The sequence below is a fragment of the Gemmatimonadaceae bacterium genome (assembly GCA_035633115.1).
Taxonomy (GTDB): Bacteria; Gemmatimonadota; Gemmatimonadetes; order Gemmatimonadales; family Gemmatimonadaceae; genus UBA4720.
In genome coordinates this window covers 170,011-188,202 of record DASQFN010000106.1, presented here as the reverse complement: position 1 = coordinate 188,202, position 18,192 = coordinate 170,011, and the positions used below count along the sequence as shown (strand labels likewise).

General features: G+C 62.1%; 19 protein-coding genes and 1 other RNA gene. 19 read left to right on the top strand and 1 reads right to left on the bottom strand.

What is annotated here, in order from left to right:
- The 3 genes from VES88_14775 to VES88_14765 all read left to right on the top strand — a co-directional run.
- Window positions 1-2,266 (top strand): vitamin B12-dependent ribonucleotide reductase (locus tag VES88_14775; GenBank protein HYN82750.1); only part of this gene is annotated, 2,266 nt, incomplete at its 5' end.
- Between the two features lie 204 nt (window positions 2,267-2,470).
- Entirely contained in the window at window positions 2,471-2,662 is a 192-nt protein-coding gene (locus VES88_14770) for a hypothetical protein (GenBank protein HYN82749.1), read from the top strand.
- Complete coding sequence (locus VES88_14765) at window positions 2,659-3,402, top strand: methyltransferase domain-containing protein (GenBank protein ID HYN82748.1); 744 nt, start codon at window positions 2,659-2,661, stop codon at window positions 3,400-3,402. The genes VES88_14770 and VES88_14765 overlap by 4 nt, the downstream gene beginning before the upstream one ends.
- 15 nt (window positions 3,403-3,417) lie before the next feature.
- Here VES88_14765 and msrB read toward each other — a convergent pair whose 3' ends face one another.
- On the bottom strand, window positions 3,418-3,996 hold the full coding sequence (gene msrB / locus VES88_14760) for a peptide-methionine (R)-S-oxide reductase MsrB (GenBank protein HYN82747.1): 579 nt from the start codon (window positions 3,994-3,996) through the stop codon (window positions 3,418-3,420).
- A 269-nt stretch (window positions 3,997-4,265) separates the two neighbouring features.
- On the opposite strand from msrB, the gene tal reads away from it, so the two are divergent.
- The 16 genes from tal (at window position 4,266) to VES88_14680 (ending at window position 18,188) form a co-directional block, all read left to right on the top strand.
- Window positions 4,266-5,402, top strand: a complete 1,137-nt coding sequence (gene tal / locus VES88_14755) for a transaldolase (GenBank protein ID HYN82746.1) — start codon at window positions 4,266-4,268, stop codon at window positions 5,400-5,402.
- Window positions 5,399-6,820 carry a pyruvate kinase gene (pyk, locus tag VES88_14750; protein HYN82745.1) on the top strand — a complete coding sequence of 474 codons (1,422 nt, stop codon included), beginning with the start codon at window positions 5,399-5,401 and terminating at the stop codon, window positions 6,818-6,820. The genes tal and pyk overlap by 4 nt, the downstream gene beginning before the upstream one ends.
- A 13-nt stretch (window positions 6,821-6,833) precedes the next feature.
- Window positions 6,834-7,613 (top strand): MBL fold metallo-hydrolase, encoded by a 780-nt coding sequence (locus VES88_14745; GenBank protein HYN82744.1) that lies wholly within the window; start codon window positions 6,834-6,836, stop codon window positions 7,611-7,613.
- A gap of 5 nt (window positions 7,614-7,618) precedes the next feature.
- The gene (locus VES88_14740; protein ID HYN82743.1) at window positions 7,619-8,998 is read left to right on the top strand and encodes a glucose-6-phosphate isomerase; all 1,380 of its coding nucleotides are present in this window, start codon (window positions 7,619-7,621) and stop codon (window positions 8,996-8,998) included.
- Between the two features lie 42 nt (window positions 8,999-9,040).
- On the top strand, window positions 9,041-10,450 hold the full coding sequence (locus VES88_14735; protein ID HYN82742.1) for a class II fructose-bisphosphate aldolase: 1,410 nt from the start codon (window positions 9,041-9,043) through the stop codon (window positions 10,448-10,450).
- On the top strand, window positions 10,443-10,910 hold the full coding sequence (locus VES88_14730) for a hypothetical protein (GenBank protein ID HYN82741.1): 468 nt from the start codon (window positions 10,443-10,445) through the stop codon (window positions 10,908-10,910). Before VES88_14735 ends, VES88_14730 begins: the two co-directional genes overlap by 8 nt.
- Entirely contained in the window at window positions 10,907-12,382 is a 1,476-nt protein-coding gene (locus VES88_14725) for a sigma-54 dependent transcriptional regulator (protein HYN82740.1), read from the top strand. Before VES88_14730 ends, VES88_14725 begins: the two co-directional genes overlap by 4 nt.
- 18 nt (window positions 12,383-12,400) lie before the next feature.
- The gene (locus VES88_14720) at window positions 12,401-12,805 is read left to right on the top strand and encodes a YtxH domain-containing protein (protein ID HYN82739.1); all 405 of its coding nucleotides are present in this window, start codon (window positions 12,401-12,403) and stop codon (window positions 12,803-12,805) included.
- Window positions 12,805-13,713, top strand: coding sequence for a YihY/virulence factor BrkB family protein (locus VES88_14715; protein HYN82738.1), 909 nt, complete (start codon window positions 12,805-12,807; stop codon window positions 13,711-13,713). Before VES88_14720 ends, VES88_14715 begins: the two co-directional genes overlap by 1 nt.
- Before the next feature lie 94 nt (window positions 13,714-13,807).
- Complete coding sequence (locus tag VES88_14710; protein ID HYN82737.1) at window positions 13,808-14,041, top strand: hypothetical protein; 234 nt, start codon at window positions 13,808-13,810, stop codon at window positions 14,039-14,041.
- Between the two features lie 128 nt (window positions 14,042-14,169).
- Window positions 14,170-14,266: signal recognition particle sRNA small type (gene ffs / locus VES88_14705), an RNA gene on the top strand.
- A 13-nt stretch (window positions 14,267-14,279) separates the two neighbouring features.
- A complete protein-coding gene (dnaX, locus tag VES88_14700; protein HYN82736.1) occupies window positions 14,280-15,800 on the top strand; it encodes a DNA polymerase III subunit gamma/tau in 1,521 nt (506 codons plus the stop codon).
- A gap of 18 nt (window positions 15,801-15,818) precedes the next feature.
- Entirely contained in the window at window positions 15,819-16,136 is a 318-nt protein-coding gene (locus VES88_14695; GenBank protein ID HYN82735.1) for a YbaB/EbfC family nucleoid-associated protein, read from the top strand.
- A gap of 1 nt (window position 16,137) precedes the next feature.
- Entirely contained in the window at window positions 16,138-16,725 is a 588-nt protein-coding gene (recR, locus tag VES88_14690) for a recombination mediator RecR (GenBank protein ID HYN82734.1), read from the top strand.
- A gap of 280 nt (window positions 16,726-17,005) precedes the next feature.
- Window positions 17,006-17,497: a roadblock/LC7 domain-containing protein gene (locus VES88_14685; GenBank protein ID HYN82733.1), complete on the top strand. Its 492-nt coding sequence runs from the start codon at window positions 17,006-17,008 to the stop codon at window positions 17,495-17,497.
- A gap of 13 nt (window positions 17,498-17,510) precedes the next feature.
- Window positions 17,511-18,188, top strand: coding sequence for a GTPase domain-containing protein (locus VES88_14680; GenBank protein ID HYN82732.1), 678 nt, complete (start codon window positions 17,511-17,513; stop codon window positions 18,186-18,188).
- The last annotated feature ends 4 nt before the right edge of the window (window positions 18,189-18,192 follow it).

The window sequence follows — 18,192 nt, the reverse complement described above, 5'->3', positions numbered from 1 at the left end:
GCCAACGCTCATGAATGCTGGCCGGCCGCTTGGGCAGCTGTCGGCGTGCTTCGTTCTTCCGGTCGAAGATTCGCTGTCGAACGGTCACAATGGCATCTACGATACGCTCCGCTCGATGGCGCTCATCCACCAGTCGGGTGGCGGAACCGGATTCGGATTCTCGAAGCTGCGCGGCAAGGGCTCGATGGTGCGCTCGACCACAGGCGTCGCCTCGGGACCGGTTTCGTTCATGAAGCTGTACGACGCATCGACCGACGCGGTCAAGCAGGGCGGCACACGACGCGGCGCCAACATGGGCATTCTGCGCGTGGACCATCCGGACATCATGGATTTCATCACCTGCAAGGAAGACCTGACGCAGATTACGAACTTCAACATCTCGGTCGCCATCACCGACAAGTTCATGGCGGCAGTGCAGGCGGGCACGAGCTACGATCTCGTAGACCCGAGCAATGGCAAGGTCACCGGCCAGCTCGACGCGCGCGCAGTCTGGGACAAGATGATCGACGGAGCCTGGAGGACGGGCGAGCCTGGCTGCTTCTTCATCGACGAAGCAAACCGTCACAATCCGGTGCCGCACGTAGGGCAGTACGAGGCGACGAACCCTTGCGGCGAGCAGCCGCTCCTTCCGTACGACGTCTGCAACCTCGGCTCCATCAACGTCGGCTGCTACGTGAAGGAAGGGGCGATGGATTGGCCGGCTTTTGCCCGTGACATCCATCTCTCGGTGCGCTTCCTCGACAACATCATCGACGTCAACAAGTATCCGCTTCCCGAGATCGACGCGCTTTCCAAGCGTATCCGTCGCATCGGGTTCGGGGTGATGGGTTTCGCGGATGCGCTCGTAAAGCTTGGGATCCCATACAATACTGATGAGGGCGTCGAGTTTGGCCGCAAGCTCCAGCAGTTTGTGGACACCGAATCGAAGCGCGAGAGCGAGAGGCTGGCCGACGAGCGCGGTCCGTTCCCCGAGTGGGCACGCTCCATCTGGGGGCCGGACGAGACCTGTGCCCGCGGGCCCGCCCGCGAGCGGATCCGTCCTATGCAGATGCTGCGCAACTGCAACGTCAACACCGTCGCGCCGACGGGGACGATCTCGATCATTGCGGGGTGCTCCTCCGGAATCGAGCCCCTTTTCGCCGTTGCGTTCATGCGGAACCAGGCCGGCGTGATGATGCCGGACGTGAATGAGGACTTTCTCGCGATCGCAAAGCGCGAAGGGTGGTACTCCGACGAGCTCATCGAGAAGATCGCCAAGCAGGGACACATCCATTTCGACGAGGTGCCCGAGAAGTGGCAGCGCGTGTTCGTCACTGCGCATGACATCACTCCCGAGTGGCACGTCAGAATGCAGGCTGCTTTCCAGGAGCACTGCGATTCCGCCATCTCCAAGACGACGAACTTCCCGCACACCGCGACGCCCGACGATGTGCGCGCGATCTACGAGCTGGCGTACGAGCTCAAGTGCAAGGGTGTGACTGTCTACCGCGACGGGTCGCGCGACAATCAGGTTCTTTCGACGGGTGCAACCGACAAGGCCAAAGCCGAGCGAGGAGGCCCGGCCGACGGATCAGCTGCTGCAAGCCGTGGTGAAGTCGGTGATCTGAAGGGAACCATCGCCGAGCTCGACGCCGAGATCGAACGCCTGAAGAAGCAGCTCTTCGAGGTGGAGGCGGAAAACCTCCAGCGCAGGCAGAAGCGCGCGCGGCCCGACGCGCTGCGCGGCACTTCCATCCGCAAGGAGACTCCACTCGGCACGATGTTCATTCACATCACCGAGGATGATCGCGGACAACCATTCGAAGTGTTCATCAATCTGGGCAAAGCCGGCGGCGCGGCGATGGCCGACGTGGAGGCCATTGGCCGGCTGATCTCACTCGGGCTTCGCTCCGGCATCTCGATCCAGGCCATTCACCGCCAGCTTCGCGGCATCAGCTCCGACCGCGCCGTGGGCCTGGGGCCGAACAAGGTTCTCTCCGTTCCCGATGCAATCGGCATCGCCCTCGAGGACTGGATGCGCGAGAAGCAGGGAATTCAGCAGGAGCTTCTGAGGGCGCAGACGCCACCCGACGGCACCCCGGTGGTTTCGGCCGCACCCGGCACCCCTGGCGCGAGCGACTCAGCTGGGTCGCAGGCGCAGTACGAGTTCGAGAAGGTGACCGGCGGCGAGACTTTCATCGGCACGTGTCCCGACTGCGGATCGTCCATGGAGTTCGCCGAAGGCTGCGCCAAGTGTCACGTCTGCGGCTACTCGGAGTGCGGGTAGCGCGCACACCCAGCAGTTGGCTCCGACGGTCCGCCACAACCCGCAACGATTGTGGCCGCGAGCAGGATCAGTCGTCTACTCGTGCGATTCAAAGTTCCCCCGAAAGTTCATCAGTTTCAGACAAGCTGAATCTGTGGACGTGTCTCGACGACTCGCTACCTTTAATGTCGTCATCGCAATCACACACCGAACGCGGAATCGGTCATGGACAAACGCAAGCTCGCTGCACTTGCCAGAAAGAACGCGGCAAAGTCAGGCACGACTTCCTCCATTCCCAAGGGATTCGGGAAGAAGTACGACAAGAACCTCTCGGATATTCCGGTTGACGAGGAGACCCTGAAGGAGCGCGATCGCGCCGACCGGTTCTTCAAGGAAATGCGAACTCGGGACTTCTGAGCTTCAAGGATCATTTCTCGGACCGCGCCGGCCTTTACGCGATCTACCGGCCGGAGTATCCGAAAGAGCTGTTCGAGTTTATCGCAGGGCTTCCCCGATTCCGTAGAGTTGCCCTGGATTGCGCCACCGGAAATGGCCAGGCGGCTCGTGGACTTGCTGCCCATTTCGACCGCGTTGTCGCAACCGACGCGAGCCCCGAACAGATCGTGCGAGCCGAGGCCTTGCCTGGTATCGAGTATCGCGTCGCTCGGGCCGATGCGAGCGGGCTCCCTGACCAGTCAGTCGACCTCGTAACGGTCGCGCAGGCGCTCCACTGGCTCGACCCTGAACCGTTCTTCGCTGAAGTAAGGCGGGTTCTGGCTCCGGGGGGCGCTATTGCCGTCTGGTGTTACGGCGATGCCGTGCTCGACACCCCGGAGCTGCAGGAAATCCTCCACCGCTTCAATCGAGGAACGATCGAAAGCTACTGGCTACCCGAGCGCTGCCTGGTACTCGAGGGGTACGCCACGGTTCCGTTTCCGTTCGATGAAGTCTCCACTCCGCGAATGACGCTGACCAGGGAATCCACGCTAGTCGAGCTGGTGGGATACGTCCGCACATGGTCAGCAACCGCGCGATACGTGGCCGAGCACGGAACCGCGGCTGTCGAGCAGCTCGAGTCTGATCTGGCTAGCCTGTGGGGCGATCCTTCCATGCGACGTCGCGTCGATTCGCCGCTTTTTCTCCGTGCGGGCCGGTGAACGACGCAAACACCCCTACTTGCCAGCCTTTTTTACCTGCTTCTGAAACAGAGACAGGTACTTGCCATAGCCCTCGGCCGCGAGCCGCGCCACCGGGATGAACCGCATCGCCGCCGAGTTCATGCAATAGCGAAGACCTGCCGGTGCGGGACCGTCGTCAAAGAGATGCCCGAGGTGCGAGTTCGCGCCTGCCGAGCGGACCTCGATGCGTTCCATGAACAGAGTGCGGTCAGTCTTCGTTCGGATATTCTTTGTCTCGAGCGGCCGCGTGAAGCTCGGCCAACCCGTCCCCGACTCGTACTTGTCGAGTGAGCTGAACAGCGGCTCGCCGGATACGACATCGACGTAGATGCCCGGCTCGTGATTGTCCCAGTACTCGTTGCGAAACGGCGTCTCGGTCGCGTCGCGCTGCGTCACCGCGTACTGAATCGGCGTGAGGATCTTCTTGAGCTCTGGATCGCCCTTCTTGAGCGGGCGCCGAGCGGTCAGTGATGCGACGCCGCTCTGTGCCCCAAGAGACGTAACCGGTGCAAACGAGAGTATCATGGCGCCGGCGATAGCGATGTATCCGAGTCGATTCGTAATGCGTGTCATACGTGGGCCTCGGGACGTGCGCGGGAATCGGGGGTGGCTCGTGTCACAGGGATTGAATACCCGTCATTGCTAATACTCCCGAAGGCGTCCATTGGATGCAATTCGCCGCGTTATTCCTCGTATTCATCTGAGCCCTGCACCCAGATGAACGACTGGATGTCGATCATATCTCGGGGTGAGAGGTCTCGCAGGTCTGCCGCCGCCATCGGAGTGAGCCGAAGCGGCTCGCCGCCTCCTCCGCTAAATTGACCGAAAGGAGGGAAGCGCCGATGTCGAACAATCGCCTGCAGCAGCTCCAGGATCTCGGTCAGTCAATCTGGCTCGATAACATCGACCGGAAGATGCTCCATAACGGCGACCTCGAGCGCCGCGTCCGTGAGGACGCCCTGACGGGCATGACGTCGAACCCGACAATCTTCGAGAAAGCACTGTCCGAAGGGTCGGACTACGATGATCAGCTCCTCTCTGCCGACCCTGGTCTGACGCCGGAGCAGCTTTTCGAGCTTGTGGAAACCACGGACGTCCAGCGCGCCTGTGACATCTTCGGCGGCGTTTACCAGAGGACGCGCGGGGGCGACGGTTACGTGTCGATCGAAGTGTCGCCCGGAGTCGCCAACGATTCCCGTACGAGCGTCGACGAAGCCTGCCGGCTGTGGAAGACTGTCGACCGGCCGAACGTGATGGTCAAGATTCCGGGCACCGACCAAGGCGCGATTGCCGTCCGTGAGCTCATTGGCCGCGGAGTCAACGTCAACATCACTCTCCTCTTTTCCCTCGAAGCTCACGCGCGTGTGATCGATGCCTACATGTTCGGCCTCGAGGACCGGGTAGGACGGGGCGAGCCGATCGACGGCATTTTTTCGGTCGCCAGCTTCTTCGTGAGCCGAGTGGACACGGAAGTGGACAAGCGGCTCGACGCGATGATCAAGAACGCAAAGCCGGACGATGCCGATCGTTTGCGCCTGTTGAAAGGTCGTGCCGCAATCGCCAACGCCAAGCTTGCCTATCGTCTCTTCACGGAGCGATTCGCCGAGGAGCGGTGGAAGACTCTGGCCGAGAAAGGTGGGCGGGTTCAGCAGCCGCTGTGGGCAAGCACAGGGGTGAAAAACCCGGAGTATCGCGACGTCATCTACGTCGAGGATCTGATTGGACCGAACACCGTCAACACCATGCCGCCGAAGCTGATCGACGCGTTCCGCGACCATGGAGTCGTCGAGCGCAGTGTCGACAAGCGGCTGGGGGCAGCAGAAGGTCTCCTGCGCGAGGTCGAAGCCGTCGGCATCTCGATGAAGGATGTGACCGATACGCTGCTTCGTGAAGGTCTTGCGAGCTTCCAGAAGTCGTTCGATTCGCTCACCGCGGGGATCGCAAGGAAAATGAGCGCGCTGGTGCCGACTTCGAAGTGACTGCCGTCTACATACCGCGCACGAAGATCGTCTGCACGCTCGGGCCGGCGAGCTCGACCGAGGAGACGGTGCAGGGGCTGATCGAGGCGGGCATGAACGTGGCCCGCCTCAATTTTTCGCACGCCACGCATGATCAGCACGCCGACATGATCGCGATGGTCCGACGCCTGGCCAAGTCGATGGAGGTGCCGGTCGCGATCATCGGCGATCTGCAGGGGCCGCGAATTCGCGTGGGAGACCTCACTGCTCCGCGAACGGTGACTCAAGGCCAGGATGTCGTTCTCGTTCCGGAAGGTCAGGAGACTTCCGCCGGCGAGATCCCGATCACGTACGATCTCCTGGCTACCGACGTCCACGTCGGTGACCGGATCCTCATCGACGACGGCCTCATCGAGCTCATGGCGATGGAGGTCACACCTCCCAAGGTGCGCGCGCGGGTGCTGCATCCGGGTGAGATCAACGCGCACAAGGGTCTCAACCTGCCCGGCGTGCAGGTGTCAGCCCCATCCATCACCGAAAAGGACGAAGCTGATATCCGATTTGCCATCGACCAGTCACTCGACTATCTGGCGCTGAGCTTCGTGCGTCGCGCGCGGGACATCGATGAGCTTCGCGCGATGGTGCCGAAGGAGCTGCTGATAATTGCGAAAATCGAGAAGGATGTCGCGCTGGCGAACATCGAGAGCATCCTTCAGACAGCCGACGGGGTCATGGTCGCTCGCGGGGATCTCGGCGTGGAGCTGCCGTTCGAGGAGGTTCCCGGCGCTCAGAAGCGGATCATCAGCCTGGCAAACCGGATGGGCCGGCCGGTCATCACGGCAACGCAAATGCTCGAGTCGATGGTGGAGCACCCGCGACCCACTCGCGCGGAAGCGAGCGACGTCGCCAACGCGATACTCGACGGTACCGACGCGGTGATGCTCTCGGCGGAGACTGCGGCAGGCGCTTATCCGCGGCTGGCCGTGGAAGCGATGACGAGAATCATCGCGGAGGTGGAGAAGCATCCTCCTCCAAAGACTCGCGCTCGTGCCCAGCCCAGCACCGCTGTGGACGTCGTTCCGACGGAAGTCGCGATCGCGGCTGCAACGTCCGCGGCCGTCGATATGCTGGGAGCGCCACTCGTAGTGGTTTTCACCAAGAGCGGTTTCTCGGCGCGCGTGGTCGCGTCACATCGGCCCGGCGTTTCGATTCTTGTGCTGACGGATCAGGCGCGCACGTATCGCCAGCTTTCACTCGTGTGGGGCGTGATCCCGGTGCTCGTGCCCCACTGCGACAGCTACGACGAGATGATGCAGCGGGCGAAGCAGGCTGTGGTCGAGCGGCAGCTCGCCACGCCGGGCGATCGCATCATCGTCACTGCCGGAGTTCCGTTCGACATGCCGGGCACTACGAACCTGCTCAAGGTCGAGACAATCTGAGCCGGAAGTCCGGATGAAGCTGACCTTTCTCGGCACGGGAACGAGCTTCGGCGTGCCACAGATCGGATGCCGGTGTCCTGTCTGCCATTCGCCCGATCCGCGTGACAAGCGCAGCAGAGTCGGTGCAGTGGTGGAGACCGATCAGGGAGCGCGACTACTGCTGGACACGCCCCCCGAGCTGCGAATGCAGCTCATCACTGCCGGCATCGATCGTGTCGACGCCGTGCTGTTCACGCACGATCACGCAGACCACACGCATGGCCTCGACGACATTCGCTCGATCTCCAATCGCCGTGATGCACCACTCGACATGTATGGTCCCGCGGATTCACTGGCGCGGCTCGCACGCCGCTTCGCCTACATTTTCGATGAGAGCGTGCGCGCGCTTCCCGGAACGTCGAAGCCAGAGGGGCGGGCCATTCCGCTCGCCGACCGCGAGCGCGTGAGAATCGCCGACGTCGACGTCGTACCGGTCGCCCTTCCGCATGGACCGGTTCCCGTTTTCGGATATCGCATCGGCCCGCTCGCGTACGTCACGGACGCAAAGGCGATCCCATCGGACGCCATCGCTGTCTTCACGGGCGCGCGCGTGCTCGTGATCAATGCGCTTTTCCGCACGGGTCATCCGACGCACCTGAGCATACCTGAAGCGGTGGAAGCGGCGAAGAGTATCGGCGCCGAGCGCACCTACCTCACCCACCTCACACATGACAACTTCCACGCCGATCTGGAGGCCGAGCTTCCCCGAGGAATCACGCCGGCCTTCGACGGTCTGACTGTACGCATCGACTGAGAGATATGACGATTCGCATCGAGTACTCGAACATGATCGGCGAGGCTGTTGGCGGAATTCCAGAGAGCGAGTGGCAGGAAAGCGCTGCGCACTTTGCCGACGCATACACTGGTTTCGCGCGTCTCCGCTCCTCAGGAACAGTGGGCTTCGTAGATATCGCGACCGACAGCGCCCTTCGAGATCAGCCGCTCGAGTTCGCGGAGCGCGCGCGGGGACGCTATGACGACGTCGTCATCCTCGGAATCGGCGGCTCCGCGCTGGGGCCGATCGCGCTTAGAACTGCGCTTCGTCCAAGCGGCTGGAACATGCTCTCCACGGAAGCTCGCGGTGGCTTTCCACGGCTCCAGGTGCTGGACAATGTGGACCCTGAGACGATTGCGGCTCTACTCGAGCGGCTCGATCTCTCGCGTACGCTGTTCATCGTCACGTCCAAGTCGGGCGGCACGGCCGAGACCATGTCGCAATACATGATCGTCGACGATCGGATCACACAAGCTGGACTGCCGCCGGCCGGGCACTTCGTGTTCGTCACCGATCCGGCGCAGGGCGCGCTTCGGCCGCTGGCAGCACAGCGCGGGATTCCGGCACTCGACATTCCGGCAAACGTGGGAGGGCGCTTCAGCGTCCTCACTCCCGTGGGAACGCTCCCAGCGGCTCTCATTGGAATCGACATCTCAGCGCTTCTGGCCGGCGCGAAAGAGATGGCTGACCGCTGCGCCGCCGTAGAGCTCATGCGAAATCCCGCAGGGATTTACGCTGTGCTGCAATGGCTTTCCGACACGCGCCACGGCAAGGCGATCAGCGTCCTCATGCCTTACTCGGATCCGTTGCGCGACTTTGCGGCGTGGTTCGTACAGCTGTGGGCGGAGAGCCTGGGCAAGCATACCTCCAGCGGCGGCTCGGTCGGCTCCACGCCGCTTGCTGCCCTTGGAGCCACCGACCAGCACAGTCAGGTTCAGCTCTTCATGGAAGGTCCAAAAAACAAGACAGTGACTTTCATCACTGTCGCGGATCGCGCCGTCGATCTCGAAATCCCAAGGACCTTCGCAGACGTGAAGGAGCTCGGATATCTTGGCGGACACTCTCTTGGCGAGCTGATCGACGTCGAGCAGAGGGCAACGGCGGGCGCGCTGGCTAAACGGGGACGCCCAAACCTCACGATTCATGTGGACAAGGTCGATGCACATCATGTCGGCGGGCTCATGATGCTCTTCGAGGTGGCGACCGCATTCGCGGGTGAGCTTTATGGCATCGATGCATTCAATCAGCCCGGCGTGGAGCTGGGCAAGCAGTTCGCCTACGCGCTGCTCGGACGCCCGGGAGCTGATGCGGCGAAAAGAGAATGGGAGTCATTACCCAAGCCCGATCCGCGATGGAGCGTTTGAGGCCTTTGCACCGGCGGCATTTCACGTCAACTTTCCGACACGATGATTGAACAGATTCAGATAATGGATGGAGCGGTGACAGTCACCGACGGCACGATCTCGATCGACGATGAATCCGCGATCGCATCCCCGGCGATGGACCGCCTTGCCTATGCCGCGGTGTTCGGCGACCAGGACAGCCGCGACAACGCCCGCTGGCTGATCTGGGAGATAGGCCAGAGCGTCGGCGTAGTCCCCTCGTCGATTCACGATTTGTACATCGCGCGCGGCCGCGGCGAAGCGGGCGGATTCACTGTTCCCGCAATCAACGTCCGCGGCATGAGCTACGACACAGCTCGCTCGATCTTCCGCACTGCCAACAAGCTCCAGGCGGGAGCATTCATCTGTGAGATCGCCCGTTCGGAGATCGCGTACACCGGGCAAAGGCCGCCAGAGTACGTCGCGGTGATTCTGGCGGCGGCACTTCGCGAAGGATTTCGCGGACCGGTCTTCATTCAGGGCGACCACTTTCAGGTAAGCGTCAAGAAGTTCGCGACGGATCCGGGCGGCGAAGTGAACGCAGTGAAGCAGCTTGCGCAGGAGGCTGTCGCGGCTGGGTTCTACAACATCGACATCGATACTTCCACGCTCGTAGACCTCTCGAAGCCCGATCTCGACCAGCAGCAGAAAACGAACTACGAGCAGGCGGCCGACATCGCCACTTTCATCCGCGACCTGCAGCCGGAAGGAATGACGATCTCGCTCGGCGGCGAGATTGGGGAAGTGGGAACCGAGAACAGCACGGTCGAGGAGCTCCACGCGTACATGGACGGTTTCAACCGCACGCTGAAGAAGCTTGCGCCGCATGCGCCAGGCCTGTCCAAGATCAGCGTGCAGTCGGGAACGACCCACGGGGGAGTCGTGCTCGCCGACGGCACGATCGCCGACGTGCAGATCGATTTCGGCACCCTCGAGCTTCTGTCGACTGTCGCCCGCGAACGCTACGGACTGGCCGGAGCGGTGCAGCACGGGGCCTCGACACTGCCCGACGCGGCTTTCCACAACTTCCCGCGTACGGAGACAGCCGAGATTCACCTGGCGACGAATTTCCAGACGATGCTGTACGATCAGCTGCCGGCCGAGCTGCGCGACGAGATTTACGCGTGGCTCGGGGAGAACGCCAAGGATGAGCGCAAACCGGCCGATTCGGATGAGCAGTTCTACTACAAGACGCGAAAGAAGGCGCTTGGCCCGTTCAAGAGACGCTTCTGGGATTTGCCCGCGGAAGCGAAGCGAACACTGGCGGAAGCCTACGACCGCAAATTCGAGTTTCTCTTCACCCAGCTTGCAGTAGGGGGCACGAAGGACATCGTATCGCGATTCGTGACGCCCGTGATCCAGCACAAACCGCAACCCCACGAGGACATCGCCGTCGTGGCGGCGGCGCCCGACGACGCCGACCTAAGTGACTGACCTCGGTCCGCGCGCCGCATCGGACTGCGGCCCGCAGCTTCGGACTATCGCGCGACGCTCTGTACACGAGTCGCGGAACGCTCTGAACGGTCTGGTGGTAAATGTCGAGGTCGTGCGAAGTCGTCTGGCGCGCTCGGGTAACAATGAAGACGTGCTTGCATTCGCGGAGAGTGCAGCCGCTCAGGGCGAGGCCTCGGTGCGAATGACCGAGGGTGTCGGTGCGCTCCTCTCGCTGATCGTCGGTGCCATCGACGCCGGCGGCAGGCTGCGATGCTCCGCTGTGTCAACTTCGCCCGAAACGCTTCGGTTCGAGCTCGAGCCAGGCATTGCAGAACGCGTCCTTCCGTCATTGACGGTGCTCGGCATGGCGGTCGGCTTTTCCGCGGAAACGTCTGACGCTGAGACGGTTATATTAAGCTTCCCTGAACCAAGCAGCGCAGCAAACAAAAAACACGAATGAATTCTCCGAAGATTCTCATTGCGGACGACGAGCTGTCGATCACCAAAGGGCTCAGCGCGGTACTGTCCGACGAAGGTTACGAAGTCGTCGTTGCGCAGGACGGGAAAAAAGCACTCGACTATCTGGGCGCCGACAGCTTCGGCCTCGTGCTGGCGGATTTGATGATGCCTAAGCTCGATGGGTTGGCACTCCTCAAGGAGCTCCAGCGGCTGGGCATCCCTACCGAATGCATAATTGTGACGGGGCAGGGCACCGTCGACTCCGCCGTGCAGGCGATGCGAGAGGGTGCCTATGACTACATCGAGAAGCCTCTCAACGCCGACAAGCTCAATCGTCTCAAGGCACTGATACCGAAGGCGCTCGAGAAGTTCACGGTCCAGCAGAGAAACCGCGAGCTCTCATCGAAGCTCGAGGGACTCACGCATTACGGTGAGCTGAGTGGGCAGTCCGAGGAAATGCGCGCCGTCTACCAGATTATCGATGCAGTCGCGCCTTCATCCGCGAGCGTGCTGATTCTCGGCGAATCCGGAACCGGAAAAGAGCTCGTTGCGCGGGCGCTTCATACGAAGAGCGATCGCGCCAAGGGACCATTCTTCGCCCTCAACTGCGCTGCGCTGCCAAAGGACATCCTGGAGAACGAGCTCTTCGGGCACGAGAAGGGCGCGTTCACCGGGTCGACCAACGAAAAGGCGGGCGCCTTCGAGATGGCTGACGGAGGAACGATTTTCCTCGACGAAGTCGCCGAGATGCCCCCGGATATTCAGGTGAAGCTGCTTCGCGCGATCGAGAGCAGAACCATTCGGCGATTGGGCGGCAAGAAGGAGATCACCGTCGACATTCGCATCGTCGCCGCAACGAACCGCGATCTTCAGGAAGCGCTCGCCGAGAACGAGCTGCGCGATGATCTCTACTATCGACTGGCCGTGGTGGAGATCTTCCTGCCGCCGCTTCGCGATCGCGCCGGCGACATCAAGCTGCTCGCCAACGAGTTTCTGGGACGTTTTTCCCAGCAGAACGGCAAGAAGATCACCGGGTTCGACGAGGCTGCCTGGCAATGGATTCTATCGCATAACTGGCCGGGCAACGTGCGCGAGCTGAAAAACGCCGTCGAGCGTGCCGTCATCATGACGCGGTCAGACCGGATCGAGGCCGTGGACATCATGCCCCGGCATCTTCGAGTTGCGGCCGAGGGAACTGCGCCGATGACGGTGCCCGAGGGCGCTTCGCTCGCCGACACGAAGAAACAGCTCGTGCTTCGAACCTTTGCGTCAACCAGCGGCGACGCGAGCCGGACGGCGAAAATAGTGGGTATCTCGCCGGAGGATGTGCGGGCGGAGATTGCGTCGCTGATCCGCACGAACGGCGCGCACCACGACAGTACGGGTGGAACCGCGAGCGCGCAGGCGCCAGCGGCGGCAGGCAGTTCGCGCGCACGGGGCGCGTCGGCGAAGAGCAAGGCCAAGAAGCGTTAATCTCAGGAGAAAGCGAGAATGTCTGATTACGATTGGGACGATGACGAGCCGTACGTAGTCATAGAACAGAAACAGCCTGGCATCGGATCGTTCCTGCTTGGCCTGGCGGTCGGTGCGGGGGTCGCGCTTTTGTTCGCTCCGAGGACGGGCGAAGAGACGCGGCGCGATCTGCAGCGACGCGCCCGCGAGGTCGGTGATCAGGCGCAGGATCTCGTGTCCGAGATCACGGAATCTGTTGGCAACACGCTCCAGCAGGCGAAGGACAAGGTCGAGGGGCGCATCGACGCCGCACGGGATGCAGTCGAGCTCAAGCGGCGACAGGTCACGAATGCCGTCGACGCCGGACGGGCAGCTGCACAGCAGGCGCGAGTCGAGCTCGAGCAGCGTATTGCAGAGACGAAGGCCGCGTATAAAGAGAGCTAGTGGCAGAGCGGCCGTTCCACGTCCGGATCGGCTGGACTTTCCGCGATTATGCGCAACGCGTCTGGGACAATAGCGGAGAGGACAACGTCTTCTTTCTCGCCGGGGGCATCGCGTTCAACCTGCTCCTCGCGGCAGTCCCGTTCTTTCTTCTCCTTGCTACTGGCCTCGCGTACCTCCTCAATCAAAGCGCGGACGTCACCTCAGCTGAAATAAACACGATCGTCGACCGGTTTCTGCCGCCGCAGGAGGCCGGTCAGCCGTCGCCGATCGGCGCGATTCTCGTTCCGATAATAAAGTCGCGTGGCGCGATCAGTATTTACGGGGTCATCGCGTTCATCTGGTTCTCGACGCGCCTCTTCGGATCGCTGCGCAGCGTACTATGCGCAATCTTCGACATCGACTCCGATCGCGGCATCGTCGCCGGCAAGATTTTCGACGTGCAGATCACGATTGTTTCGACACTCCTTCTGGTCCTTTACACCGGTTTGAGCGCCTACCTCGCGCTGGCGACGACTCGGGGGTTGCTGATTCTCGGCGAGCTGGGGCTGCGTAAGGACATGATGGGCGCCCTCGAGTACAACATCGGTCAGGCGATTGCGTTCGCCTTCATCACACTGATGTTTTTTTCCCTTTACAAGTTTCTTCCGAACAGGCACATCAGGTGGCAGACGGCGTTCATAGCGTCGCTGTTCACGAGCTTCATGTTCGAGGCGGCGAAGCGGTTTTTCGGGGCGTACGTGTACTCGTTCAATCCGGGATCGTTCTACCAGGGAACGGTCGCGGCCGTGGTGATCATCGTGGTGTGGGTGTACTACGCGGCGATGATCTTCATCTTAGGCGGGGAGGTGGCTCAGGTTTACGAGCTGCGACGGGTGCGCAGACTTCAGCGAGAAGCGTTCGAAGATTAAGACCTTTTAATGTTTGATGATGGGCGCATTTCTGGAACGAAGGTTGCCATACATTCGCGGTAACGCATCATTCAACCAGCCTCGGAGGCTTCTCGTGGTAAAGCTATTGGCAGTGGCGGCCTTACTGGCCGTTTCAGTTACCGCCTGCTCGAAAACTGAAAGCGGCGATCTCGAAGTCGAGAAGCCCGTAGTCGGCACGCAGACCGACACGCTGAACGTTCCGACGATCGAAGTCGGCACGGACACAGCGCAGGTGGCGGTTCCGAACATCGACGTGAGAAAGGACACGGCCAGCATCAAGGTCCCGACCGTCAAGATCAAGAGGTAAAGTCCCTTTCGCACCTGAAGAGGCCCGCCGCTCGAATAATGCGTGGCGGGCCTTTTTTGTTTTCTTAGGAATCGCTGTTGCCGTTGCAGTTGTTGTTGTCGTTTCTCCCAAGGTTATATTTCGTGTGCCCCAGGTCCCGGAGGGCGTCGGCCCGCTAACTCCGTCAGGACCCCGAAGGTAGCAGCGGCGTGCGGTGTCTTACGTTGCTCCGTCAGGCCTGGGGTATTTCCCCTCCTCAATGTCGCTCGCGCTCGCCCGGAAATACCGCCCTAAAAGCTTCGCCGGCGTGGCGGTGCAGACGCACGTCTCCAACACTTTGCGCGGCGCAATCGAGCGCGGACGAGTAGCCAATGGCTATCTCCTTTGCGGGCCGCGCGGCGTCGGCAAGACAACGCTTGCACGTGTCCTGGCGATGGCCCTCAACTGCGAGAACAAGCAGCCAGACGGCGAGCCGTGCGGAGTCTGCACGTCGTGCCAGCGCATCTGGAGCGGGAGCTCGAGCCTCGACGTCGTCGAGATCGATGCCGCGTCCAACCGCGGCGTAGACGATGCGCGTGAGCTGCGCGAGCGCGCGATGTATGCTCCTTCGGGCGACGATCGCTACAAGGTCTACATCGTCGACGAGGCGCACATGCTCACGCGTGAAGCCTGGAACGCGCTTCTCAAGATTCTGGAGGAGCCGCCTTCCCGCGTTGTCTTCGTGTTCGCGACGACGGAGCCGCAGAAGATAGCGCAGTCCGCCGCCCCGGTGCTGAGCCGCCTGCAGCGATTCGATCTCAAGCGCATCGGCATGTCCGACATCGTATCGCGTCTGGAGGCCGTTCTGCGCGAAGAAGGACTGGAGTACAGTCCCGAGGCGCTGGCAATGATCGCGCGCGCCGCCGACGGATCGATGCGCGACGCCTTGAGCCTCGCAGATCAGGTGTTGTCTCTCGGGGAGGGAGGCGTAACGGCGGATCGCGTGCGCATCGCGCTCGGCCTCGTCGCCGAAGACGAGTATCTGAGCGTGATAGACCTGATTGCCGGGCGCCGGGCGGGAGAAGTTTTCGAGACCGTTCGCAGGCTCGCCGACGCGGGAGTCGACTTCGGCGTTTTTCTTGGCGGGCTCGGCGAGATGCTCCGTGCGCAGCTCGCTCTCATCCTCGGTGGATCGACCGAGGGCATCTCACCTGCCGCGCGCACGGCTCTGGAAGCCCACCGCGAACATTTTTCGTCGGCCGACCTGCTCCGCATGCTCTCGACGCTGGCCGCGATGGAGATGCAATTCCGGAAGAGCTCGCAGCAGCAGCTGCTGGTGGAGATGCTCCTCGTGCGCTTCGCACTGTTCGACCGCGCTCTCTCGATCGAGGACGTTTTGCGCAACCTCGGCGGAGAAGGGTCCGGTGGCAGCGCGGCGGCTGCACCGGCTCGCAGCAGTTCGCGCTCCAAGGCGGTGGAGCGTGAAACCCGCCGCGCGGCGATGGTAGGCGACGCGTTTCCGGCGCGACCCCACCCCGCTGAGCCGCCGGCTCGTGCGCCGTACGCTGCTCCTCCAGACGCCGCGTCCCGCACGGCGACCTCGTTGGGCGGGCCGGCAGTTACATCGGTACCGGATCCCGGCGCCGACTGGAAATCCGGCTATGAGGAAACCGCGAGCGAGGCGAAGCGCGCGAGGCTTACCACGGAAACAGTTCGCGCCGAGCGGCTGGCGGCGCTTCGCGCCAACGATCCGGTGCTCGATGCGGCTGTCGATCTTCTCGATCTCGAGTTGCTCGATTGACGCCACACACAACCACAAATGGCTGACTTCAACAAGATTCTCGAGCAGGCCCAGCAGATGCAGGGCCGGCTGGAAAAAATTCAGGACGAGCTTCAGGCCATGTTGGTGACAGCGACCGCCGGCGGTGGCATGGTCACCGTGGAGGCTGACGGAAAGGGACAGATCACGCGGATCAGAATCGATACCTCGATCGTTAACGCCGCCGATGTCGAGATGCTCGAGGACCTCGTTCTCGTCGCGGTGCGGGAGGCGCAGCAAAAAGCCGCGGAGCTCGCGAAGCAGGAGATGTCGAAGCTCACGGGCGGCCTGAACCTCCCGTTCAAGATGCCCTTCTAGAGTGTCCGCGATAGACGCTCTCGTCGGGGAGCTGGCCAAGCTTCCCGGCATCGGAAGAAAGACAGCCCTCCGACTCACTTACCATCTGCTTCGACAACCCGCCGAGCAGAGCCGGCGTCTCGCCGACGCGCTCGCAACGCTCACCGAGAAGGTTCGGCCGTGCTCGCAGTGCTTCAACCTGACGGAAGAGGAAGTGTGCGCAATCTGTCGTGACGTCCGCCGCGACCCGGCGCTGATTTGCGCCGTCGAGGAGTCCGCTGACATCGGTGCGATCGAACGCGCCGGCGAATATCGGGGCGTGTATCACGTGCTGGGCGGAAGGCTGTCGCCGCTGGATGGCGTGGGTCCGGACGATCTTACGATCCCGCAGCTCGAGAGCCGCGTCTCGGGCGGGAGTGTGCGCGAAGTGATCATCGCGACGAACCCGAGCATTGAGGGCGAAGCCACTGCGTTGTACGTTCAGCGCAAGCTGCTGCCCTATCAGCTCACGGTGACGCGTATCGCACGTGGTCTCCCGGTGGGTGGCGACCTCGAGTACGCTGACGGAGTAACGATTGCGCAAGCGCTTACCGCCCGGCGGGCTATGTGACTAGCAATCGAGCCAGACAACTGGCTCTGCTCGGCTTCGTTGCCGGTGCGGCCTGTGGAGCTGTGACATGGAGCCGCGTTCAACGCCAGTATCGCCGTGACCTCTTCAGCGCCCGTCCTCTCAGGCGATTTGCGGCTCTCAGTTATCTTCGCGGGCGCCCAACAGTCAATACTGCGCGCCTCCTTCGCGAGTACGTCGCGTGGGAGCACAGTCCATTGCTGAGACGGCGAGGTGTCTCGCTCATGCGGCGACTCGAAAAAACGCTTTCCTGAAAGCCAACATGCAGCCCGCGGCAAGCAGCTGGTCGTTCGAAGAAGATGACCTCAACGCCATCGTGCGAACGATCTCACGCTTTCTGGCGGAGACCGGCGCTCGCTCGTCGCTGCTGGTCGACCGCTCCGGCCAGCTCGTCGCGACGGTCGGAGAGCCGCTGGGATTCGATCCCGTAACCTTCGCGACGCTCACGGCCGCGGATTTCAGCGCCAACGACCAGCTCGCCCGCCTCATCGGCGAGACTGATTTCACCACACTCTTTCACCAGGGGGAGCGCGAGTCGATGTACGTGGCCGACATTGCACGGCGGCTCATTCTCGTAGTGCTGTTCGACAATCGCACGCCGATCGGGCTCGTTCGTCTGAAGATGAAGCCGGCGGTTGAGGAGCTTACGGGTCACCTCGATCGCGCGTTCGCGCGCGCGCGAGCGGGCGGGACAATGCAGCCGAACATCCTCGCCGGCGCCGGCGACGAGATCGACGAGCTGTTCAACTGGTAAGGAGAGAACGGCAATGTCGATGATCAACTACGCGGCGCGCGAGATCAACTGCAAGATTGTCTACTACGGCCCCGGCCTCGGCGGCAAGACAACTAACCTCGAGCACATCTACGGCAAGGTGAAGCCGGAGACGAGAGGAAAGCTCATCTCACTTGCAACCGAGACAGAGCGGACTCTCTTCTTCGATTTCCTGCCCGTAGACCTCGGCACGATTCGCGGCTTCAATACGCGCTTCCATCTCTACACGGTTCCCGGCCAGGTCTACTACAACGCCAGCCGGAAGCTCATCCTGAAAAACGTGGACGGAATTGTGTTCGTCTCGGATTCGCAGATGGAGAGGATGGAGGCGAATCTGGAATCGATGCAGAACCTCTACGACAACATGGCGGAGTACGGCTACGATCTGACGCGGATGCCGTTTGTCATTCAGTACAACAAGCGGGATCTTCCGAATGCGGCTCCCGTTGCCGAGCTGCAGGCGGCGCTCAATCCCGGCTGGGAGCCGGCCGATCCTTCCAAGGCTCGAGTCACGCCCGATCCCTATCACGCCGGCCAGAACCTCGTGGAGCAGCTCTCCAGTGGAGAGTGGGTCGAGCGCGCGCCGCATTTTGAAGCGGTCGCTGTCGCCGGCGACGGAGTCTTCGACACGCTGAAGGCGGTCAGCAAGCTGGTGCTAAAGGCACTGGCCTGACGCG

Coding starts and splice junctions, on each gene's coding strand:
- VES88_14695 (HYN82735.1), top strand. CDS start 15,819: ATGGCTGACTTCAACAAGATTCTCGAGCAGGCCCAGCAGATGCAGGGC.
- tal (HYN82746.1), top strand. CDS start 4,266: ATGTCGAACAATCGCCTGCAGCAGCTCCAGGATCTCGGTCAGTCAATC.
- VES88_14680 (HYN82732.1), top strand. CDS start 17,511: ATGTCGATGATCAACTACGCGGCGCGCGAGATCAACTGCAAGATTGTC.
- dnaX (HYN82736.1), top strand. CDS start 14,280: ATGTCGCTCGCGCTCGCCCGGAAATACCGCCCTAAAAGCTTCGCCGGC.
- VES88_14725 (HYN82740.1), top strand. CDS start 10,907: ATGAATTCTCCGAAGATTCTCATTGCGGACGACGAGCTGTCGATCACC.
- VES88_14735 (HYN82742.1), top strand. CDS start 9,041: ATGATTGAACAGATTCAGATAATGGATGGAGCGGTGACAGTCACCGAC.
- VES88_14720 (HYN82739.1), top strand. CDS start 12,401: ATGTCTGATTACGATTGGGACGATGACGAGCCGTACGTAGTCATAGAA.
- VES88_14770 (HYN82749.1), top strand. CDS start 2,471: ATGGACAAACGCAAGCTCGCTGCACTTGCCAGAAAGAACGCGGCAAAG.
- VES88_14740 (HYN82743.1), top strand. CDS start 7,619: ATGACGATTCGCATCGAGTACTCGAACATGATCGGCGAGGCTGTTGGC.
- VES88_14685 (HYN82733.1), top strand. CDS start 17,006: ATGCAGCCCGCGGCAAGCAGCTGGTCGTTCGAAGAAGATGACCTCAAC.
- msrB (HYN82747.1), bottom strand. CDS start 3,996: ATGACACGCATTACGAATCGACTCGGATACATCGCTATCGCCGGCGCC.
- VES88_14745 (HYN82744.1), top strand. CDS start 6,834: ATGAAGCTGACCTTTCTCGGCACGGGAACGAGCTTCGGCGTGCCACAG.